Raw genomic sequence first — 18,011 nt, 5'->3', positions numbered from 1 at the left:
CCGTCGACTATCGCCTCGATCTCGGCGTCGGTCGCATGGCCGAGGCGGATCCATTGCAGCTTGGCCGCGCCGAAATTGCCGGCCTCCGTCTGCATCCACTTCGCCGCATAGAGCGTGCCCGCAGAGAGGTCGGCCGGATTGTCCGCGACATACATGGCGCGGATCACGTCGTCGCCGTCGTCGCCCAGATAGACCGTCTTGCGGTCCGGCATCACGTCGCCTAGCTCGAAGGCGAGCCGGCCCATGGAATAGTGCTTGACGGCCTTGGTGGCGCCGTCGGCGGCGACGGTGACCTCGACCAGATGGCCGTAACGATAGGGGTTGGCGCCGCCGTCTACCGCAGCTTTGCCGAGGCTGCCGAAATAAAGGTTCATCGCCTCCAGCGGCTTGTTCTCGAAGGCCCGCGCGTCGGGCTCGTATTCCTCGCTGCCGAGATGCGTCATCCACGGCGTGGTCGAGCCGTTGCACGGGATCCACAGGCCGCCGACCTCGGAAAAGTCGACGTTCGACATCTTGACCGGCGTCAGCCGGCCGGTCGCCGGGTCCTGATCGAGCACGGTCAGGTTCATCGCCATCGGCAAAGCGGCGTAAAGCTCGACCGGCGGCTCGGTCAGGTCGATATTGTCGGCGACGGTCTGATATTCGAGATGGTTGATGAGAAAAACGGTGTGGCCCGAAACACCCTCCACCTTGGCGCCGGGGACGACCAGCAGCGAGGTGCCGTCGGCGCCAGCGGCGAAGAAAGGCCCGCGCGCGACATTGCCCTTACCGTCGGGCGCCGATTGCAGGATCGGCCGGTTTTCCCGGTCGGCGACCAGGCCCGCATACCAGCCCGGCACATGGTCGCCGGAACGGTGCAGGACGCGATATTCGAGCGGATAGGTCCGCTGGGTCCCGTCGGCGAGCGTCACGATCGCCTGGGAGCGGGTATAGCCGGTCGCCATCTCCATCGTGTTGGCGGGCGCGGGTGTCGAGGTGAACGCGACGGACGTGACCTCGAGCGGAACAGGATCGCCGCCGGCGAACGCGGCCGGCGCCAACGCCAGGGTCGCCAAGGCGGTGGTGGCGAGCATGCAGGATCGAAGCGTCATGGCAAGTCTCCCTGTGAGTGGTCCACTCCCTGTGAGTGGTCCACCTCCCTGCTAGCGCTCCTGCTTGACAAGGCGATGACCGGACCGTGACGGGACGATGAACGCCCGTCGATCGCCGCCAAGCCGCTCCTACCTCAGGCTGCCGATCAGGTCCCGGTCGGGAAAGCAGGTCGGCCGAAGCCCGTTTGCCGCCTGCCAGATGCCGAGCGCGATGCGCGTCTTGAAGCCGACCAGGCCGTCGGCGCCGCCAACGTCGTGGCCGGAAGCGAGGAGGTGCTCCTGCAGAACGCGCACCTCGCCGCGCGTAAAGCCCGCGACGGTGCCCCAGCGGCCCTTGATCCGGCCTTCGCCGCGCAGCCGGTCGGCCAGATGGCCGATCAGCAGGGCATAGAGATCGGACTCGTTATAGGTCTTCAGCACGTAGAAGTTCTCCGAAACGATGAAGGCGGGGCCGAGCCGGCCCGCCGGCATCATCAAGAAGCGCGTCTCCCGCGCCGCCCCCGGCAGCGCTTGGCCGTCGATGCGCGTGACGCCGGCCTCGCGCCAGTCGGCGAGCGGTCGGCCCTGTTCGGGGCCTTCGAGCGCGCAGGAAACCGCCGCCGGCACCGCCGCCTCGACGCCCCAATGCGCCGCCTCCGTCCAGCCGTGTTGCTTGAGATAGTTGGCGATGGAGGCGAGCGTATCCGGCACCGAGCGCCAGATGTCGCGCCGCCCGTCGCCGTCGAAATCGACCGCGAAGCGCAAATATTTCGAGGGCAGGAACTGCGGCTGGCCGAGAGCGCCGGCCATCGAGCCCCTCATCTCGGACAAGGGGATGTGGTCGCCTTCGAGGATCTGCAGCGCCGCCAGGAGCTCGGGATAGAAGGTCTCCCTTCGGTTGCCCAAGAAGGCCATGGTGGCGAGCGTCGAGAGGACGGGCCTGGGCAGGGCGGCGCGGCCGAAGGCCGATTCGCTCCCCCAGATCGCGACCACGATCTCCGGCGCCACGCCGTAGCCCCGCTCGACCGCCTCCAGCGTCTTGCGCCAGCGGCCCATCAGATCGCGGCCGATGCGGACGAGCGGATCGACCTTGCTCTCGGCGAAATAGCGCGCCGGGCTTAGAAACTCCGCCTGCCACTGGATCTCCGGGCCTTTCGCCGCGCCGCCCGGCGGCCCAAGATCGGGCAGCGACCAGTCGAGGCGGACGCCCGCGAAGGCCTTTTCGAAGGTCAAGCGCGACACGCCGCGGGCCCGCGCGTCGGACCACACCTCATCTTCGAGCCAGCCGCGGAACCGCGCCTCGACCTCCTGCCGCGACTGAGTCTCGGCCGCCGCCGGAGCGCCGGCCGCAAGCGCGGCCAGGACGACCGCCCCGGCGATGGCGACGGCGAGGCCGGCGGCAAGGCCGGAGCGGACGGTCATGTCGTAGCGGCAATTGCGGCGCGCAGCCGCGCCGCCGGTCCTATTTCGCGGCGTAGTACGCCGCCAGGCTGGCGATATCGGCGTCGCTCAGCCTCTTTGCGATGGCATTCTTGGCCGCATTCTTCCGGGCCCCGGACTTGTAGGCGTTCATCGCTGAGGTGAACGCGCCCGTGGACAGGCCGGCAATCTTCGGAGCGTTGCCCTTGCCCTGTCCGTTGGCGCCGTGACAGCCGTCGCAGGAGGCGGTATTCGCCGCCTCCGCCGAGCCGACCGCTCCGGCCAAAGCAAACGCCGCTGCAGCGACGGCGACCGCGATCCATTTCGTCTTCATTTCGTGCTCCTGACGTTTTTCTCGAGGTGAATGGGGTCCTTTGGGTCCGCTCCCGGAAACCGTGCCGATATCCGCCCGATTGACAGGCTTGTTGGGCTCAAGATGGTACCGTATGCGGGCATCGGCAAGACCGGACCCTCGGCCAGGTCGGCGGCCAAGCGCCGCAGGCGGCAAGCGCGGCGCCGCCGCGGTTACCGTCGCTCATATGCTCGAGCGCCGGCAGCACGGCGGAGTGGTCGTAGCCGCCGCCATGAAGCTCGTCGCGCGCCGCGACCGTCAGCCTCAGCAGGCTCTCGCGGATCGGCGGGTGCAGGCCAGCCTCGTCGGCGGCTTCGAGACTATTGTTCAGGTCCTTCGTATGGACGTTGATCCGCCCGAAACGAACGGGTCGTAAGGCTTGCGCATGAAAGCGAGTCGATCAGGTTGCACCTCACCTCGCGGCATGGTTTCATGATCGGGTGCCGGCGCCAGCGGCCCGCCGGCGCGGCGTCGAAGCGGAATACGGGGGAAAACCATTGCGTATTTTCGCTAAGATCGTGTTGCTTCTGGCGTTGCTCGCGGCACCGTTACGCCTTGAGGCGGCGGATCGGTTCGCGCTGGTCATCGGCAACAACGCCTATTCCGGCACCGCCGCACTCTCCAACCCGGTGCGCGACGCCACCGCGGTTGCCGCCTCGCTCGAAGGGCTCGGCTTTTCGGTGCTGCTGGCCACCGACCTCAACCGCCGGGAAGCGGTCGCCGCCATCGGCGAGTTCGGCCGCAGGCTCACCGACCAGGCGATGGCGCTGGTCTTTTACGCCGGCCACGCGGTGCAGATCGACGGTCAGAATTTCCTTCTGCCCACGGACGTTTCGGTCGGAAGCGAATGGGACCTGCGTTACAGCTCCATCGACATCCAGGAGGTCGTCGCCGAGATGGAGCGCCGCGCCGGCGTCAGCATCGTCATTCTCGATTCCTGCCGCGACAACCCGTTCCTGGATCAATTGCGAAGCGGCACCGCCAACCGATCTGTCCGGCTGAATCGGGGCCTCGGGCCGATGGAGCTGCGCGGCCGCGGCGCCATCATCGCCTATGCCGCGGCGTCGGGCGCGGTGGCCAGCGACGGCGACGCCGAGCACAGCCCTTACACGGCGGCGCTGCTTGAGGAGATCGGCGCGCCGGGTGTCGAGCTGGGGCTGATGTTCCGCCGCGTCTCCAAGCGGGTCATCGATGCGACCCGCGGCGAGCAGCGCCCGGAGCTTCTGGTGCGGCTGGTCGACGAGGTTTATCTGAACCCGGGCGACGCCGTCGCGGAGGCCAAGCCCGCGATTTCGGCCGCCGCGAGCGCTCCCGATGAACGCGAGACCGCCGCCATCCAGCCGCGCTCGCCCGCGCCCGAGCCGATCGCTCCCAACGATCGGGAAGCAAAGGGCGAGCGGCATTTGGTCGTTCGCGATGCGAGCGTCCTTGATCAACCCGGCGTAGCCATGACCGCCATTGGAAAGCTGCGGGTTGGCGATGTCGTCACCGTTCTGCCTTACGACAGCACGCGATGGCGCAAGGTCCGGCTGGCGGGCGGAAAGAACGGCTATGTAACCAGTACGGCAACCCGTCCTTTTCAATGAGATGAAGCCAATAATGGGTCGATCGACATGAGTTGGATGCAGAAATTCGCCAACACGGGATGGATCGCCGTCGCCGCGGCCATCGCGGTTCTGGCGCCGTTGAGTCCCGGCCATAAAGGCGGGGAACAGGCCGCTTTCGCACAGCCGGCGGGCGATGCCGCCATTGACGAGAGAATGGCCGAATTGAGGGCGTTTCAAGCGCGACTGCGCAGCACGGACTATCTCGAGCGGCTGGCCGCGTTCGAAACGGGAATGGCGAGCGCCGACCCCGTCGTTCGCCAGATCACGATCAAGGAGGCGTTTCTCGCCGACAGCGACGATTTGAAGGCTCGTGCGCTGCGCGATTGGCTTTCGGCGCACACGTCGATGATCGTTCAGCTGACGATGCCCGACAGGCCGTCCGACAAGCTGAAAACCGCGCACGAGCGCTTTCTTGGCGACAGCTTTCTACTCTCGGACCTGTCCATCAGCGAGAAGGACGAAATCGCCACAGCATTCAAAAGAGCGGGATCGCCTTTTGCAGGCCAGTTCGTCCCCGGCGGTTTCATCCTGATGGGTCTCGGCTATGGCGAGGCCGGGCACTGCGAGCTCAGTCTGAAGGTGGTCGACGACACGCTCATGTCCGGCGCCCTTCGCTGCCCGAACCTGGAACCGCTACCCGCGCGCGTTCAGATCCAGTGAGCGGGTGGAGCGCACCCAAGAGAGGTCTGACGCAGAGCCTTCCCGCTGCCGCAAGGCCGGCCTGAAAGCTTCACGATTTCGGCAGCCTGTCGGGTGCCGTGCCGACGCGCTTGCCGTCGCCCATATGTTCGAGCGCCAGCAGCACGGCGGAGTGGTCGTAGCCGCCGCCATCGAGCTCGTCGCGCACCGCGACCATCAGCTTCAGCAGCGTCTCCGAGATGGGCAGGCGCAGGCCCGCCTCGTGCGCCGCCTCCAGAATGTTGTTCAAGTCCTTGATGTGGACGTTGATTCTCCCGCCGGGGACGAAGTCGCGCTTGAGCATCCGCTCGCCGTGCACCTGAAGGATGCGCGAATCGGCGAAGCCGCCGCGGATCGCCTCGCGCACGGCGGCGGGATCGGCGCCGGCGGCGGCATCATCTCAATCCCATTCAGCGAGCGTTTTGACCACTTCAGGCCGTCCCTCATAGAAACGGACTAAATGCTCGGGCTGAGAGGCAAACCAGACGAAGGTTCCCCAGGCGAGGGAATCCACTGTCTTCTTGAAGGCGGCATCGCTGCGGTCGAGATAGGCCGTCACGAAGACGACATACTCGCCTGGGAAGCCGGCGTCTTTGGCAATCTCGGTGAGCGCGTCCTTGCGTTCCTTGGAAACAGGACCGTCTGTCGCAACCACTTCCACGAAGACGAGCAGCGGGTGTTTTGGACCAAGATCGGCGAGCACAATATCGGGGAGGTTCTTTTCCGCCCGGATGCGTAGCCCGATGGAATTCGCGAGATCATCGTCGCGGCTGACAATCTTGTTCCGGCTCTCGCTCAGGAAAACCACACCGGGAACCCGCAGAAAGCGAACCGCAAACACCTCAATGACCGCTTTCGAAATGACCGAACTGGGGCCTGGTGCCATGCGGCGGGTTTCCCCGCTTGGAAACTTCACAAGGATATGCTCGCCGCCCGCGACGGCGCCTTTGCGGACCATCGTGATCCGGGCGAGCGCCCCGGCCGTCAGGTGTTCGGCCTGCCATGCGGCGATCGCCTTTACGAGAGCCTTTCCCTTGAGCTTGGGATCGAAGAGTCCGGCAAAACTCTTCCTAAGAGCATAGCGCGGGGCCGGTGACGTCGTCGCCAGCCCCTCGCGCTCGATAACGACACCGTTGGCAATCAGGCCGGCGCGGATCGTGTCGTCGCGAATCGACTCGCGGGTATTGACCGCATACCAGCGGCCGGTGATCTCGCCCTTGCTGCTTTTTACGGATTCCCTCGTCCAGGCGAGCCGGTCGGCATCACCGCCGCGGGCTGCCTGCTTGTCGGTCATGCGTGTGACCTGATCGGGCCGCAGCCAGATGTCCTCGTTCTCGACCGCGCCGATATAGAGCATCACGAAAACGGTCTTGGCCGCGATTTCCCAGGTGCAATTTGCGCGGTTCGGGCTGCCTTCGGGAAAAATTCTCAGTAGACGTTCGTGAATGTCCGGCACGGGAAGGACAGGGGGCAAACCCATCAGCACGTCCCCTTGCTGTAAAGCCGCTTTGCGGCCTGTTCGATCGCCGCACGGCTCGGGCGGTGTCGGACAAGGCGTTCGATTTCTCTCAAGCCCTCGGGCGGGGGCAGGGGCAAAGCCTCCAGTTCGTAGGCCGATACAGCCACGCTGCCATTGATGCAGCGGAAGAGTTGGTCAACCACCGCCGTATTGAGGAGGGCGGCAAGTGCTGCGGGAGGCACCGAGGGCGTACCGCCTGCGGGCCGGATCATGTTGAGATGGTTTTCGACCACGACCGCGCCATGTTCCGCGATGAAGGATGCGGGCAGTTCAGCGGCAATTAGTCGCCGCGACTGCTCCTTGGCTGTCGTCCTCTGCAAGAGCACGCAAGGAAAGTCGGTGACAACCCATTGCTCTTGCGCAAGCGGTTCGAAATAAGGTTTGTGATTGCGCTTGCGGGCCCGGAATTCGAAGACGCCATCGGGTCGCACTGCCTCGGCCCATATGAGCGGGTGTCTCCCCCTTCCCGGCCGGTCGCGCAGACTGGGCTTGTGACGGTTCCAGACAAGCGGGCCGGTGCTGACCGTGTAACCATAGTCCGCGAGCCTGTGAGGCATCGATTGGCCTGTGCGAACGAGCCTGCTGTCCAATTTGGCGCGAGGAACCAGCCAGGGCCGGTTGGCTGTCTTCGGCAGGCGAAATGAGCCGGCGCTCGTGACCTCTATGTGCCCCTCAGGAGCCGGTGAAATGAAATGCACCTGCCCGGTGCCGCGCTTGCCGCCCCGGCGATAAGCGGCAAGCAGAGTTTCCTGCAGCACATCCGCGAAGACGCCCCTGCGCTCGGTGATGAAATCAATGCTGGCCGGCGGGGCCTCCCGGCCAAGCAAGCCGCGCAAGGCCTTGTAATACTCTCCAGCCAGAAAACTTGTCGGCGTGACGTAGGCGACAACGCCGCCCCGACGCGTGAAGCGCAAAGCCAGATCGGTGAATACGCCATAGAGATTTGCATGGCCGAACAGGCTGCGCCGGTATTTCTCCCGCAGCTCCGGCGAGAGCGTGATGCGCCCGTATGGCGGATTGCCGACAACAAGATCAAAGCCGTGGTTTTCGGGATCCTGTTCAAGGCTGTCGCAAACGTCCACGACCGCCGGCAGACGTGTGCCGGCAGACCGGCAAAGATCGCTAAGCGTGATTTCCAGGAAGACCTGCGACATCCACGCGGCGAACGGGTCCAGTTCAAAGCCCCGCAGCCGCTGAAGGATATTCTTGAGCGCGATCTTTGCGCTGCAGTCCTGCAGGCTTTCCGCCATGCGCCGGGCCACCGGCGAAAGAAATGCGCCGCCGCCGCAAGCCGGATCGAGGACGCGCGCCGAGCGCCAATCGACGCCAGCTTCCGTTGCCATGTCGAGCAGCCGGTCACAAAGAGCGGGCGGCGTGTAATAGGCTCCAAATTCAGAACGGACCCTACTCGGAAGCATCGCCGTATAGAGCACGCCGATCAGGTAGCTGGCGTGCATAAGATCGAGTTCTGCGGCTGCCGCGCCCATGCATTGCGCCAGCGGCAGCGCGGGTTCGGCCACCGGGGCCAATTCGACATCGGCAGGCAGGGTTGGAGGGGCCCAACCTTCCGCTGCGCCGGCTTGCGCCTTCTCCCAATATGCAGCGACAACCGCATGGGCGAGCCCACGGGCGACCGCGAGACGGTCCTCGGATTGGGCCGACGCCGCCAGGGCGCGGGTCATTGTCAGACCGTCCTTGAGGATATCCTGCGATGATGCGGCGGCCGGTGCGGCGCCGCGGTTTTCTATCTCTGCGGCCGGATTCGCCACATTCCCCCCGTCTTTCTCCTGCTCATCCGTTCGCCGTGCGCTTCTCGGATGGCAGATTGAGCGGAAGCTGCCGCTCCGCATTTGCATAGCGGTCCAGGAACTCAATAATTGCTTGCCGCCCGAGCCAGGCCATTGAGACGCGGTGCTTTTCAGAGAGAGTCAGCAGTTCGGCATATTCCCGTTCCGAAAGGCCGACGGAAATCCGGTTGAGCTTTGATGTTTGTACCATGATGAGTCAACCTAGCGTGAACAAAACAAGAAAATGCTGCATAATGAAGCTGTTTGTACTAGAATGCTGCATTCATCTCGCATTGTCAATCGCGGCGCGGCGCCGTGGCGCCGGTCGAATACGCCGATGGCGCGATCACCCTTTGCGACGACGGCACCGGCCGGATCACCGGACTGCCGCTTGCGGTGTGGAGTTTCTCCGTGAGCGGCTACCGCCTCGTGCCGCGCTGGATCGAGGCGCGGATCGGCTTGCCGGCGGACCTCGCTCTTGTCCGCGACCTGCGCGATATCTGTGGGCGCGTCGCCGAACTGATTGATCTCTTTGCCGACGCCGATATTGTTTTGCAAGCGACTCTGCACGAAACGCTGATTCGCGAGGCGCTCGGCCTCGCTCCCGCAGGACAAGACGCGAATGACGGATCAGACTGACCTCTTCGGCCACGGTCCCAAGCAAGGGAGCCTGTTCGGTTCGGGCGAGGACCGCATGCGGGCGCCGCGTCAAAGCACGGTCCCCGACCCGGAAGATGTTCGCCGTCGGCTCAAGGCGCTACTCGAAAAAGCCCGGTCGGCCGATAAGATGCCATGGTCGGAACGCGATGCCCGGATGTGGCAAAGTGTCTTCCCGAACATGGCCAAGTGGCTGCCGCAGGACGAAGCCGATCAATTGTGCTTCGAATTCGCTCAAGAAATGCAGCGGTTGAAACAGGATGCAGGGGAACACAGGGCGGTTCCACAAGGCGCCGATTGAACCCCCGCGCTCCCTCGCCGCTTTATATGTGAAGTCCACATGCTGCACAGAGTTCGCACCCGCAAGTTTGCTGAACAGAACTTTGCTACGGCCAAAATCGAGTACCGCTTCCGGCACGCAACGGCCGTCCCCACCGCAGGCTGAGCGTCGGCTCTTGGATGTCTCGCGGCGGGCGCCCCGGAGCTACCAGCCGCCGATCCCCCCCTTTACCCCTTCGGCAGCCTGTCGGGCGCCGTGCCGACGCGCTTGCCGTCGCTCATCCGTTCGAGCGCCAGGAGGACGGCCGAGTGGTCGTAGCCGCCGCCATGAAGCTCGTCGCGCACCGCGACCATCAGCTTCAGCAGGGTCTCGCAGACCGGCAGGCGCAGGCCGGCCTCGTGCGCGGCTTCCAGAATGTTGTTCAGGTCCTTGATGTGGACGTTGATCCGCCCGCCGGGGACGAAGTTGCGCTCGATCATGCGCGCCCCGTGCACCTCAAGAATGCGCGAATCGGCGAAGCCGCCGCGGATCGCCTCCCGCACGGCAGCCGGATCGGCGCCGCCGGCGGCCGCCAACAGCAGCGCCTCGGCCACCCCGCCGATATTGATGGCGACGATCGCCTGGTTGGCGAGCTTGGCGAGCTGGCCCGAGCCGGAGGGGCCGACCAGCGTCGCCCGGCCCATGGCTGCGAAGACGGGCCCGGCGCGGTCGAAATCGGCTTGCGCGCCGCCGGCCATGATGGCGAGCGTGCCTTCCACCGCGCCGAGCGTGCCGCCGGAGACCGGCGCGTCGAGATGGGCGATGCCGCGTTCGGCGAGCCTGCCGGCGTGGTCGCGCGCCTCGCTCGGCTTGATCGAGCTCATGTCGATGACGAGCGCGCCCGGCCGCAGGGCGTCGGCCACGCCCTGTTTGAACAGCACGTCGGCGACCGCGGCGCCGTCGGTCAGCATGGCGATGACGATGTCGGCCTCGCGCGCGGCCTCGGCCGGCGTTTCGGCGACCCTGGCGCCGTGTTCGGCAAGCGGCGCGGCCTTGGCCCGCGTCCGGTTCCAGACAGTCACGGCATGGTCGGCGGAAACGAGCCGGCAAGCCATCGGAAAACCCATCAGGCCGGTGCCCAGAAAGGCGACTTTCGATGTCTTGCCGGCCACGCGCGCCCCTTCCCCGCTCACGCCCTTCCGCACTGCACTTCGGCGCCGGCGCTGACGGATTTCAACAGCCGCATATCCTCCTCCGCGTCCGCCCAGATGTTGCAGGGCGCCGCCAGGCGGGTCTCGTTTTCCTCGGAAATCGGCGTTTTTCCGAAGCCGATGGCGATCGCCTTGCCGTCCGGCCAATAGGCGATCTCGCCGGGCTCGACCACCGCCTTGGCGTCGGCCTCGCGCGCGCAGCCGACAGGAATCGTGAAATAGACCTCCTCGCCCCAGGTCATCGCCGAGCCCGAAAAGGGCAGCGCCTGCCAGATCGCCTCCGCCGTCGGCGTCTCCCGCAGCCGGCCGAGAATGACCACCCCGCCGAAATCAAGGCGAATACGCCGCATTGGCCCCCACCTCCTTCATGGGTTCACCGGACAAGTCTAATGCGAGAAAGCCGCAGCGGAAACCCGGCGAGCGTTCGGCGGGGCGTATCGAGGTTCGGCCCGGCGCGCCCGCGATCAGTGCAGCGTGTAGACACCCTCGGCGGTGCGGATTTCGGGCGGGCATATCACCCCCTTCTGCACCACCCGCACCGAATGGATCGGCCCGTCGAGCCGCCGGTTCCAGAAATCGAGGAATTTCGCCAGCACCGGGAAGTCCGGCGCGAGATCGTAGTCCTGCCAGACATAGCTTTGCAGCAGCAGCGGATAGTCGGGCAGGCGATAGAGGATGTGCGCCGTCGTCAGCAGATAGCCGTCCATCAACTGGGAAAATTCGCGCGATCCCATCTATTGGCTCCCATCCCCTGAACCACCGCTCATTGTTGCAGCACCAGCCTCGACAATGCAACGCCAACGGTTAATATTCGGTTCCATATCAAGGTGTTAGCAGCCCACCAGAAGGACTGCTGCCAACCGCCTGCGGGCGCCCTTGACCGAGGCCGACGCTAATCGTATCCGCGCCGACATATGCGAATCCGAACCACGAATCGGGTCGGAAAGTGATAGTCTCGGCGGCGCGGACGGCGTGCAAGCCCATGCATGAATGCCGCCTTGAGTCTTTCGTTGCCGGGCACCAATCATCGACAGGGGAGGAAACCATGGCCGCTAAACACGTCAAGTTCTCCACCGAGGCGCGCGACAAGATGCTGCGCGGCGTCGACATCCTGGCCGATGCCGTCAAGGTCACCCTCGGCCCCAAGGGCCGAAACGTCGTCATCGAGAAATCGTTCGGCGCGCCGCGCATCACCAAGGACGGGATCGCGGTCGCCAAGGAGATCGAGCTCGAGGACCGGTTCGAGAATATGGGCGCGCAGTTGGTCCGCGAGGTCGCCTCGAAGACCGCCGACGTGGCCGGCGACGGCACCACCACCGCGACCATCCTCGCCCGGGCGATCATCCGCGAAGGCGTCAAGGCGGTCGCCGCCGGCATGAATCCGATGGACCTGCGGCGCGGCATCGATCTTGCCGTCGCCACCGTCATCGCCGATTTAAGAAAGCACGCGAAACAGATCACGTCCAACGCGGAGATCGCCCAGGTCGGCACCATCTCGGCCAATGGCGATGCGGAGATCGGCCGCTTCCTTGCCGATGCGATGGCCAAGGTCGGAAACGAGGGGGTGATCACGGTCGAGGAGGCCAAGAGCCTGCATACCGAGCTCGACGTAGTCGAGGGCATGCAGTTCGACCGCGGCTACCTGTCGCCCTATTTCATCACCGACGCGGAAAAGATGCGCACCGAGATGGAGGAGCCCTATGTCCTCCTGCACGAGAAGAAGCTTTCCAACTTGCACGACATGCTGCCGCTGTTGGAGGCGGTGGTCCGGTCGGGCAAGCCGCTCCTCGTCATCGCCGAGGATGTCGAGGGCGAGGCGCTCGCCGCGCTCGTCGTCAACAAGCTGCGCGGCGGGCTCAAGGTGGCCGCCGTCAAGGCGCCGGGCTTCGGCGACCGGCGCAAGGCGATGCTGCAGGATATCGCCATCCTGACCGGCGGCCAGGTCATCTCCGAGGACCTCGGCGTCAAGCTTGAAAACGTCAAGATCGATGCCTTGGGGCGCGCCCGCCGGGTGTCGATCACCAAGGAAGATACGACCATCGTCGGCGGCGCCGGCCGGAAGGCCGAGATCCAAGCGCGCTGCGCGCAGCTTCGCCGGGAGATCGAGGACACCACGTCGGACTATGACCGCGAGAAGCTGCAGGAGCGGCTGGCCAAGCTTTCCGGCGGGGTGGCCGTGATCCGAGTCGGCGGCGCCACCGAGGTCGAGGTGAAGGAGCGCAAGGACCGGGTCGACGACGCCCTGCACGCGACCCGCGCCGCGGTCGAGGAAGGTTTTCTGCCCGGCGGCGGCGTCGCGCTCCTGCACGCGCTCAAGGCACTCAACAAGGTCGAGCCGGACAATGCCGACCAGAAACATGGCGTTGTCATCGTCCGCCGCGCGATTCAGGTCCCGGCGCGTCAGATCGCCGAGAATGCCGGCCAGGACGGCTCGGTGGTCGTCGGCAGGATCGCCGAGAGCCGCGACTACTCGTTCGGCTTCAACGCCCAGACCGGCGAATATGGCGATCTCGTCGCCCAGGGCGTCATCGACCCCTTAAAGGTGGTGCGCGCCGCGCTGCAGGATGCAGCCTCCGTCGCCGGCATCCTGGTCTCGACCGAGGCCATGGTCGCCCAGGCGCCGAAAGACGAGCCTGCCGCACCGATGATGCCCGGCGGCATGGGCTATTAGGAGCGGCCGGCACGCTTGAAAAAGGGCAGCCCCGGGGGCTGCTCTTGAGGCTTGGCTCGAATATGCGGCAAGGCTTAGAACCCTTCTAATTCCAATGTTTTAGTCGAAGTCGTTTTTCCCTTGACGGGGTGAATGAAATCCCTTTCACTCGGATTGCAACTCATTCGCAATTATCCCGTAGGTGAGTTGTACGCCTTTCGATGGCGGGGCCTTGAACCCTGTTGATTGGAGGATCAAATGATCAACCCATCCCTGGCGCGGCGGATCGGCCGCGTCGTTTTCGCGGCCGCGATGATGAGCGCGGCCGTTTCCGCCGCCCAGGCGGCCGAAGTCAACGTCTACTCCTACCGGCAACCGCAGCTCGTCGCGCCCCTGTTCGAGAAGTTCACGGCGGAGACCGGCATCAAGGTGAACACCATCTTCGCCTCGAGCGGGCTCATCGAGCGCATCGCGGCGGAGGGGCGCAATTCGCCCGCCGACGTCCTGCTGACGGTCGATATCGGCCGCTTGGCCCAAGCCAAGGAGGTCGGCATCACCCAGCCGGTCGCATCGGACACGCTTAACGGGAACGTTCCCGCCGCCTATCGCGGCCCCGACGGCAACTGGTTCGCGCTCACCCTGCGCGCGCGGGTCATCTACGCCTCCCGCGAGCGGGTTAAGCAGGACGGCATCACCTATGAGCAGCTGACCGATCCCAAGTGGCGCGGCAAGATCTGCACCCGTTCCGGCCAGCACGAGTATTCGCTCGGGCTCATCGCCTCGGTGATCGCCCATAAGGGCGAAGCGGCGGCCGAGGAATGGCTGCAGGGCGTCAAGGCGAACCTCGCCCACAAGCCCTCCGGCAACGACCGTTCGCAGGTCAAGAGCGTGTTTTCCGGCGAATGCGATATCGCCCTTGGCAACACCTACTACATGGGACTGATGGAAACCAACGAGAAGGAGCCCGAGCAGCAGAAATGGGCCGCCTCCGTCAAGGTCCTGTTCCCCAACGCCGAGGATCGCGGCACGCATGTCAACGTGTCGGGCGTGTCGATGGCCAAGTACGCGCCGCACCCGCAAGAGGCGCTGAAGTTGATGGAGTTTTTGGCCGGCGACGAGGCGCAGCGCATCTACGCCGAGGTCAACCACGAATATCCGGTGAAGCCCGGCGTCGCACCGTCGGCGCGCGTCCAGTCCTGGGGCCCGCTCACGGCGGATCAGATCCCGCTGTCCGAGGTCGCCAAATATCGCGCCAAAGCGAGCGAACTGGTCGACAAGGTCGGCTTCGACGACGGTCCGAGTTCGTAAGCGGGGCCCGTCGATCCCCCCCTCACCCAGCTTCGGGTAAGGCGCGGCCCAGTAGCCGCGCCAACCTTCGCATCCCTCTCCCGCAAGGGGCGAGGAAAGCAAGCCGGTCGCGGCGGCGCAATCCTACCTCTCCCCTGGCGGGAGAGGTCGACCGCCGCAGCGAAGCGGAGGCGGGCGGGTGAGGGGGTGATACGGACTCGATGAAAGCCGGTACGCGCGCCCCACCCCCATCACTCCGCGATCTCGTCGAGATAGGCGATCAGGGCGGCGACGTCGTCCGAGCCGAACTGAAACTCCGGCATGTCCGGATGGGCGGTGACGATGCCCTCGGCGAGCGCCTCTCCAAGCGATTCGAGCGGCCATTTGCGGGCGAATTCGCGAAACGGCGGCGCTTCGGCGAGCGGGCTTTCGTCGCTCTTGCCGATGGCGTGGCAGCCGGCGCAGCTTTTCTCGGCAAGCGCCCGGCCGATCTCGGCCGGGCTTTGCGCCCGCGCCCCGGTCGTCGCCGCGGCAAATGCCAACAGCAGGCCGGCAAGGGCGGTCGAGGCGAGGTGCGGCCATGGCCGGCGCGGAATTTCGCTTATGTCGCCTTCTTGCGCGGTTTTGCCGCCTTTTTCCCGAGGCCCCGCCGCGCGGCATCAAGCGCCTCCGGCGTATCGATGTCGACCAGCGCCGCCTCGTCCGCCTCGACCTCGGCCACGGCCTCGGCGTTGGCGCCGATCAGGTGGCGCGCGCCGACATCGCCCTTGACCGCCATCAGCGCGTCCCTGAAGCGGGTCGAGAACAGCACCGGGTTGCCGCGCTTCCCCTGATGCGTCGGTACGACGATGAGCCGCCCCAGGCGCGGCGAGAAGGCGCCGATGAGCCGATCGATGAGGCCCGCCGACACGCCCGGCATGTCGGCGAGGCAGACGATGACGCCGTCGGCCTCGGGCTTAAGCGCGGCAAGCCCGGTGCGCAGCGAGGTCGACAACCCTTGCGCGAAATCCGGGTTGTTGACGAAGGCGACCTTGAGCCCTTTGAGCGCCGCGCGCACCGCCTTTTCCATATGCCCGGTCACCACGGTCACCGGGCTTGCCTGGCTTGCGAGCGCCGCCTCGACCGCGCCACGGACGAGCGGCTTGCCGCCGAAATCCTCCAACAGCTTGTTGACGCCGCCCATGCGCCGCGAGCGGCCGGCGGCGAGCACCAGGGCGGCGACGCGCGGTTCCGGCTCGGCTTCCGCCGCCGCCCCGAGCCGCGGCTGCGGCCGCGTCTCGATTTCCATCAACAGGCCGCCCGCCCCCATGGCGGTGATGTCCTTGCGCTTCACCGGCAGGTCCGCGAGCAGGCGCTCCAGCACCCAGTCGAAGCCGTTCTCCTTGGGGCTGCGGGCGCAGCCCGGCGCGCCGATGACCGGCACCTTGCCGAGTTTGGCCAGCAGAAGCAGGTTTCCCGGATCGACCGGCATACCGAAGGCCTCGATCCTGCCGCCAGCGGCCTCGATGCCGGCCGGCACCATGTCGCGCCGGTCGATGATCGCCGACGCGCCGAAGACAATGACCGGGTCATGGCCTGCCTCGGTCAGCTTTTTCACCGCGGCTGCGATCTCTTCGGCCTCGTGGCGGCAGCGGATTTCCTCGCCGAGCGTCGAGCCGAGCGCCTCGAGCCGTTCGGCAAGCACCCGCCGCGTCTTGTCGAGCACCTTTTCCGCCGTACCGGCAACGCGCGTCTGGACCAACCCGGCGCGGTGCGCCGTCAACGGCTTGACGGCAAGGAGCGGCGCCGCCTTGCGGGCGAGAGCCAGCGCCGCGTCGAGGGATTTCCGGACCACCGAATAGGGAATGATCTTGACGGTGGCGACCATGCGCCCGGCCGCGACCTTGGCGAAGGGGTCGAGCGTCGCCAGGGTGATCGCCTCGTCGATGCGGTTGATGCGCCCCAGCGCCGCCGGGTCGACCTGCAACAGCCCGTCGGTCTCGGCGAACAGATTCACCCGGCCGGTGAAGGCCTTGTCGACGCGCACATGGGCGCCGGCGGCCGCTTCCGCCAGCAAGGCCGCGGCCCTGTTCTCGTGCACGTCGTCCTTTTCCAGACGCGCCGCCAGAATATCGTCGACGCCGCCGCGCATCAGCGCCTCGATATCGCTCTTCAGCAGGATCTGGCCCTTCTTGATGATCCCCTCGGCGTGGCGCAGCGAATGGGCCGAGATCGCGCCTTCGGCTCTCGCGACCTGGATGCGGCCGAATTTCATGAAGCGGCCTCCGGGCCGAGCCTGAGCGCGGCGGTGATCTCGGCCAGCACCGCGACGGCGATCTCGGCCGGGCTGACGGCGCCGATGTCAAGGCCGATGGGGGCGTGGATGCGGCCGATCCGGGCTTCGCTCAAGCCGGCCTGTTTCAGCCGCTCGACGCGCCTGCCATGGGTTTTCTGGCTCCCCAGCGCTCCGACATAGAAGCAGTCGGTGTTCAGCGCATGGATCAGCGCCGGGTCGTCGATCTTGGGGTCGTGGGTCAGTGTGGCGAGCGCCGTATAGCGGTCGACGCCGAGCCGCGGCAGCACCTTGTCCGGCCATTCGGTGAGGAGATTCACGTCGGGAAACCGCTCCGGCGTCGCAAAGGCGGTGCGCGGGTCGATGATGGTGACGTCGAAGCCGGCCGCGCGCGCCATCGGATAGAGTGCCTGGCTGATATGCACCGCGCCGATGACGACAAGCCGCGGCGGCGGCACGAAGACGTTGAGGAATACTTCTTCGCCGCCCTCCTCCACGACGCCGCTCTTGCCCCGTCGGAAGGCCTTCCGGTAGCTTTCCGTCAACGCGCCAGATCCGTCCAATTCGCTTTCCTTGACAAGCACTTGCGACCCAGACTTGAGCCGGGTCGCAAGCAGCACCGCGCGCCGTGCCGCGCGCTCCTCGTTGAGGATGCCGAGGGTTTCGAGATCCATCTAGTCCAGTTTCTCCACATAGACGCGGATCTTGCCGCCGCAGGAAAGCCCCACCTGCCACGCCGTCTCGTCGGCGACGCCGAACTCCAACAGCTTGGGCTTGGCGCTCTCCAGGACCTCCTTCGCCTCGGTGACGACGGCGCCCTCGACGCAGCCGCCCGACACCGAGCCCTCGAAATTGCCTTCCCCGTCGATGACGAGCTGGCTGCCGGCCGGACGCGGCGCCGAGCCCCAGGTCGAGACCACGGTGGCGATGGCAACCTCGCGGCCGGCCTCGCGCCACGCCTGCGCCCGCTTCAAAAGATCGCTCTTATCGCTCATGTCAGCCTCCTTGTCCCCGCGCTCTAGAGCGGTTCATGGTTATAGGAAACCATTTGACCGGGATGATTTTGCGCCGTGGCCAGGCGCGGCTCGCCGGGCGATGTGGTGCATCGGCCAACAGCCGCAACACCGCCACGGCGCAAAAGAACCTTAGCCTTCGGTGGGCCAAATCGGCCCACCGGGTTCGTTGCGGCGCTCGCCCGATATCCCGTATCGCGCGTCGCGGCCCACGCCTGCCCGGATGAACC

20 protein-coding genes and 1 pseudogene are annotated in these 18,011 nt (G+C 66.0%); 7 read left to right on the top strand and 14 right to left on the bottom strand.

What is annotated here, in order from left to right:
- The 3 genes from Q8P46_01540 to Q8P46_01530 form a co-directional block, all read right to left on the bottom strand.
- A partial coding sequence (locus tag Q8P46_01540) for a DUF839 domain-containing protein (protein ID MDP2618854.1) occupies positions 1 to 1,091 on the bottom strand: 1,091 nt, incomplete at its 3' end.
- Between the two features lie 129 nt (positions 1,092 to 1,220).
- Positions 1,221 to 2,492: a lytic murein transglycosylase gene (locus tag Q8P46_01535; GenBank protein MDP2618853.1), complete on the bottom strand. Its 1,272-nt coding sequence runs from the start codon at positions 2,490 to 2,492 to the stop codon at positions 1,221 to 1,223.
- Positions 2,493 to 2,532: 40 nt separating this feature from the next.
- Positions 2,533 to 2,823, bottom strand: coding sequence for a c-type cytochrome (locus Q8P46_01530; protein ID MDP2618852.1), 291 nt, complete (start codon positions 2,821 to 2,823; stop codon positions 2,533 to 2,535).
- A gap of 250 nt (positions 2,824 to 3,073) precedes the next feature.
- On the opposite strand from Q8P46_01530, the gene Q8P46_01525 reads away from it, so the two are divergent.
- From Q8P46_01525 to Q8P46_01515, 3 genes are all read left to right on the top strand, one after another.
- Positions 3,074 to 3,217: a hypothetical protein gene (locus Q8P46_01525; GenBank protein ID MDP2618851.1), complete on the top strand. Its 144-nt coding sequence runs from the start codon at positions 3,074 to 3,076 to the stop codon at positions 3,215 to 3,217.
- A gap of 121 nt (positions 3,218 to 3,338) precedes the next feature.
- Positions 3,339 to 4,427: a caspase family protein gene (locus Q8P46_01520; GenBank protein MDP2618850.1), complete on the top strand. Its 1,089-nt coding sequence runs from the start codon at positions 3,339 to 3,341 to the stop codon at positions 4,425 to 4,427.
- Positions 4,428 to 4,454: 27 nt separating this feature from the next.
- The gene (locus tag Q8P46_01515; protein ID MDP2618849.1) at positions 4,455 to 5,108 is read left to right on the top strand and encodes a hypothetical protein; all 654 of its coding nucleotides are present in this window, start codon (positions 4,455 to 4,457) and stop codon (positions 5,106 to 5,108) included.
- Positions 5,109 to 5,178: 70 nt separating this feature from the next.
- On the opposite strand, the pseudogene Q8P46_01510 reads toward Q8P46_01515, so the two are convergent.
- From Q8P46_01510 to Q8P46_01495, 4 genes and pseudogenes are all read right to left on the bottom strand, one after another.
- Positions 5,179 to 5,505: pseudogene (locus tag Q8P46_01510) on the bottom strand (NAD-binding protein).
- 21 nt (positions 5,506 to 5,526) lie between these two features.
- On the bottom strand, positions 5,527 to 6,606 hold the full coding sequence (locus Q8P46_01505; GenBank protein ID MDP2618848.1) for a BsuBI/PstI family type II restriction endonuclease: 1,080 nt from the start codon (positions 6,604 to 6,606) through the stop codon (positions 5,527 to 5,529).
- The gene (locus tag Q8P46_01500) at positions 6,606 to 8,414 is read right to left on the bottom strand and encodes an N-6 DNA methylase (GenBank protein ID MDP2618847.1); all 1,809 of its coding nucleotides are present in this window, start codon (positions 8,412 to 8,414) and stop codon (positions 6,606 to 6,608) included. Before Q8P46_01500 ends, Q8P46_01505 begins: the two co-directional genes overlap by 1 nt.
- 22 nt (positions 8,415 to 8,436) lie before the next feature.
- The gene (locus Q8P46_01495) at positions 8,437 to 8,643 is read right to left on the bottom strand and encodes a hypothetical protein (GenBank protein ID MDP2618846.1); all 207 of its coding nucleotides are present in this window, start codon (positions 8,641 to 8,643) and stop codon (positions 8,437 to 8,439) included.
- Between the two features lie 104 nt (positions 8,644 to 8,747).
- Between Q8P46_01495 and Q8P46_01490 the strand changes: the two genes are divergently transcribed.
- Together Q8P46_01490 and Q8P46_01485 are read left to right on the top strand one after the other, a co-directional pair.
- Complete coding sequence (locus tag Q8P46_01490; GenBank protein ID MDP2618845.1) at positions 8,748 to 9,071, top strand: hypothetical protein; 324 nt, start codon at positions 8,748 to 8,750, stop codon at positions 9,069 to 9,071.
- A gap of 55 nt (positions 9,072 to 9,126) precedes the next feature.
- The gene (locus tag Q8P46_01485) at positions 9,127 to 9,390 is read left to right on the top strand and encodes a hypothetical protein (protein ID MDP2618844.1); all 264 of its coding nucleotides are present in this window, start codon (positions 9,127 to 9,129) and stop codon (positions 9,388 to 9,390) included.
- A gap of 206 nt (positions 9,391 to 9,596) precedes the next feature.
- Here the strand turns inward: Q8P46_01485 and Q8P46_01480 are convergent, their stop codons facing one another.
- From Q8P46_01480 to Q8P46_01470, 3 genes are all read right to left on the bottom strand, one after another.
- Positions 9,597 to 10,520 (bottom strand): NAD(P)-dependent oxidoreductase, encoded by a 924-nt coding sequence (locus Q8P46_01480; GenBank protein MDP2618843.1) that lies wholly within the window; start codon positions 10,518 to 10,520, stop codon positions 9,597 to 9,599.
- 17 nt (positions 10,521 to 10,537) lie between these two features.
- Positions 10,538 to 10,909, bottom strand: a complete 372-nt coding sequence (locus Q8P46_01475) for a cyclophilin-like fold protein (protein ID MDP2618842.1) — start codon at positions 10,907 to 10,909, stop codon at positions 10,538 to 10,540.
- A gap of 114 nt (positions 10,910 to 11,023) precedes the next feature.
- Positions 11,024 to 11,293 carry an aspartate-semialdehyde dehydrogenase gene (locus tag Q8P46_01470; protein ID MDP2618841.1) on the bottom strand — a complete coding sequence of 90 codons (270 nt, stop codon included), beginning with the start codon at positions 11,291 to 11,293 and terminating at the stop codon, positions 11,024 to 11,026.
- Between the two features lie 311 nt (positions 11,294 to 11,604).
- On the opposite strand from Q8P46_01470, the gene groL reads away from it, so the two are divergent.
- Positions 11,605 to 13,230, top strand: a complete 1,626-nt coding sequence (groL, locus tag Q8P46_01465; protein ID MDP2618840.1) for a chaperonin GroEL — start codon at positions 11,605 to 11,607, stop codon at positions 13,228 to 13,230.
- Positions 13,231 to 13,470: 240 nt separating this feature from the next.
- Positions 13,471 to 14,517 carry a Fe(3+) ABC transporter substrate-binding protein gene (locus Q8P46_01460; protein MDP2618839.1) on the top strand — a complete coding sequence of 349 codons (1,047 nt, stop codon included), beginning with the start codon at positions 13,471 to 13,473 and terminating at the stop codon, positions 14,515 to 14,517.
- A gap of 230 nt (positions 14,518 to 14,747) precedes the next feature.
- Here Q8P46_01460 and Q8P46_01455 read toward each other — a convergent pair whose 3' ends face one another.
- Genes Q8P46_01455 through Q8P46_01440 form a run of 4 tightly spaced genes read right to left on the bottom strand, consistent with a single transcriptional unit; the run spans position 14,748 to position 17,763 of the window.
- Positions 14,748 to 15,038 carry a cytochrome c gene (locus Q8P46_01455; GenBank protein ID MDP2618838.1) on the bottom strand — a complete coding sequence of 97 codons (291 nt, stop codon included), beginning with the start codon at positions 15,036 to 15,038 and terminating at the stop codon, positions 14,748 to 14,750.
- A 59-nt stretch (positions 15,039 to 15,097) separates the two neighbouring features.
- On the bottom strand, positions 15,098 to 16,750 hold the full coding sequence (locus tag Q8P46_01450; GenBank protein MDP2618837.1) for a molybdopterin-binding/glycosyltransferase family 2 protein: 1,653 nt from the start codon (positions 16,748 to 16,750) through the stop codon (positions 15,098 to 15,100).
- Positions 16,747 to 17,442 carry an XdhC family protein gene (locus tag Q8P46_01445; protein ID MDP2618836.1) on the bottom strand — a complete coding sequence of 232 codons (696 nt, stop codon included), beginning with the start codon at positions 17,440 to 17,442 and terminating at the stop codon, positions 16,747 to 16,749. Before Q8P46_01445 ends, Q8P46_01450 begins: the two co-directional genes overlap by 4 nt.
- The gene (locus Q8P46_01440; protein ID MDP2618835.1) at positions 17,443 to 17,763 is read right to left on the bottom strand and encodes an XdhC family protein; all 321 of its coding nucleotides are present in this window, start codon (positions 17,761 to 17,763) and stop codon (positions 17,443 to 17,445) included.
- Between the last annotated feature and the right edge of the window lie 248 nt (positions 17,764 to 18,011).

The organism is Hyphomicrobiales bacterium, assembly GCA_030688605.1.
Taxonomy (GTDB): Bacteria; Pseudomonadota; Alphaproteobacteria; order Rhizobiales; family NORP267; genus JAUYJB01.
The sequence above is the reverse complement of the archived record's forward strand: the minus strand, read 5'-3'. Positions and strand labels throughout refer to the sequence as shown.

What these genes read in the sequence shown, in the direction of transcription:
- Q8P46_01505 (MDP2618848.1), bottom strand. Translation starts at nt 6,606, where the DNA reads ATGGGTTTGCCCCCTGTCCTTCCCGTGCCGGACATTCACGAACGTCTA.
- Q8P46_01450 (MDP2618837.1), bottom strand. Translation starts at nt 16,750, where the DNA reads ATGAAATTCGGCCGCATCCAGGTCGCGAGAGCCGAAGGCGCGATCTCG.
- Q8P46_01440 (MDP2618835.1), bottom strand. Translation starts at nt 17,763, where the DNA reads ATGAGCGATAAGAGCGATCTTTTGAAGCGGGCGCAGGCGTGGCGCGAG.
- Q8P46_01525 (MDP2618851.1), top strand. Translation starts at nt 3,074, where the DNA reads ATGAAGCTCGTCGCGCGCCGCGACCGTCAGCCTCAGCAGGCTCTCGCG.
- Q8P46_01470 (MDP2618841.1), bottom strand. Translation starts at nt 11,293, where the DNA reads ATGGGATCGCGCGAATTTTCCCAGTTGATGGACGGCTATCTGCTGACG.
- Q8P46_01495 (MDP2618846.1), bottom strand. Translation starts at nt 8,643, where the DNA reads ATGGTACAAACATCAAAGCTCAACCGGATTTCCGTCGGCCTTTCGGAA.
- groL (MDP2618840.1), top strand. Translation starts at nt 11,605, where the DNA reads ATGGCCGCTAAACACGTCAAGTTCTCCACCGAGGCGCGCGACAAGATG.
- Q8P46_01445 (MDP2618836.1), bottom strand. Translation starts at nt 17,442, where the DNA reads ATGGATCTCGAAACCCTCGGCATCCTCAACGAGGAGCGCGCGGCACGG.
- Q8P46_01535 (MDP2618853.1), bottom strand. Translation starts at nt 2,492, where the DNA reads ATGACCGTCCGCTCCGGCCTTGCCGCCGGCCTCGCCGTCGCCATCGCC.
- Q8P46_01530 (MDP2618852.1), bottom strand. Translation starts at nt 2,823, where the DNA reads ATGAAGACGAAATGGATCGCGGTCGCCGTCGCTGCAGCGGCGTTTGCT.
- Q8P46_01475 (MDP2618842.1), bottom strand. Translation starts at nt 10,909, where the DNA reads ATGCGGCGTATTCGCCTTGATTTCGGCGGGGTGGTCATTCTCGGCCGG.
- Q8P46_01485 (MDP2618844.1), top strand. Translation starts at nt 9,127, where the DNA reads ATGCGGGCGCCGCGTCAAAGCACGGTCCCCGACCCGGAAGATGTTCGC.
- Q8P46_01515 (MDP2618849.1), top strand. Translation starts at nt 4,455, where the DNA reads ATGAGTTGGATGCAGAAATTCGCCAACACGGGATGGATCGCCGTCGCC.